2 protein-coding genes are annotated in these 923 nt (G+C 68.5%); both read left to right on the top strand.

The window, feature by feature from the left end; translation table 11 throughout:
• A partial coding sequence (locus tag AB3X86_RS38235) for a hypothetical protein (protein WP_368599899.1) occupies nucleotides 1–390 on the top strand: 390 nt, incomplete at its 5' end.
• Between the two features lie 23 nt (nucleotides 391–413).
• The gene (locus tag AB3X86_RS38240; RefSeq protein ID WP_368599900.1) at nucleotides 414–923 is read left to right on the top strand and encodes a hypothetical protein; all 510 of its coding nucleotides are present in this window, start codon (nucleotides 414–416) and stop codon (nucleotides 921–923) included.

Raw genomic sequence — 923 nt, forward strand, 5'->3', positions numbered from 1 at the left:
AGCAATGCGGCGGTCGCGACCGGTATCGGTCTCGGTGCGGTCGCCGCCGCGCGCGCCGGCGTGCAGTACTCGGAGCGCGTGGTCCACACGAATACCCAGAACAGCATCGCGCAGGCGGCTGGTCCGCTCGAGGTCGGCGCGGTCGCTCCCTGGAGCATCACCCACTCTTTCCCGATCGAAGACGACGAGCACGGCCGCGTGACCGTCAGCCGCCTGATCAGCACCGGCGCGCTCGACTGCAAGGAAATCGTCTTTTCCGTCGATCAGAACGCAACACGCGACAAGCCCGCTAGCAGCGCGTTTTACATCGCGTCGGTTTGCCGCGACGGTAAGGACTGGCGTTGGGCATCGGCCGAACCCGCCACCGAGCGCTGGGGTGCGCTGCAATGATATTGCGTTCGCCTGGCGTTCCGATGGGTGATCGGCTGCGGCTCATCGCGGCCGGCGCGCTATGCGTCGGCGCGAGCCTGCTGGCGAGCGGCTGCGCGTCGATCGGCGCCGCGAGCGGCGCGGCGGCGGGTGTCGCTTCGGGCATCGTGACCAGCAATCCGGCCGTCGCGCTCGGCGTCGGCGTGGCGGTGCAGGCCGCCACCGACGAAGCGGTCGCGCGCTACATGCGCAGCATGCACAAGGATCAGCAGGATCTGATGGCGGCGCTGGTCGGGACGATGGCGGTCGGCGAAACGAAACCGTGGGCGGTCAAGCACACGTTGCCGATCGAAAACGGTCACGGCCAGGTGCGCGTGACGCGCGCGGTCAATTCGGCGCTCGCGCTGTGCAAAGACTTCGTGTTCTCGGTGCAGGACGGCGACGGCCCGAACGCGCCCGAGAGGTGGTTCACGGCGAGCGCTTGCCAGCAGGACAAGGGCTGGAAGTGGGCGACGGCCGAGCCGGCGGTCGCACGCTGGGGCAATTTGCAATAA

This window comes from Paraburkholderia sp. BR14374 (genome assembly GCF_040948685.1).
GTDB lineage: Bacteria > Pseudomonadota > Gammaproteobacteria > Burkholderiales > Burkholderiaceae > Paraburkholderia > Paraburkholderia youngii.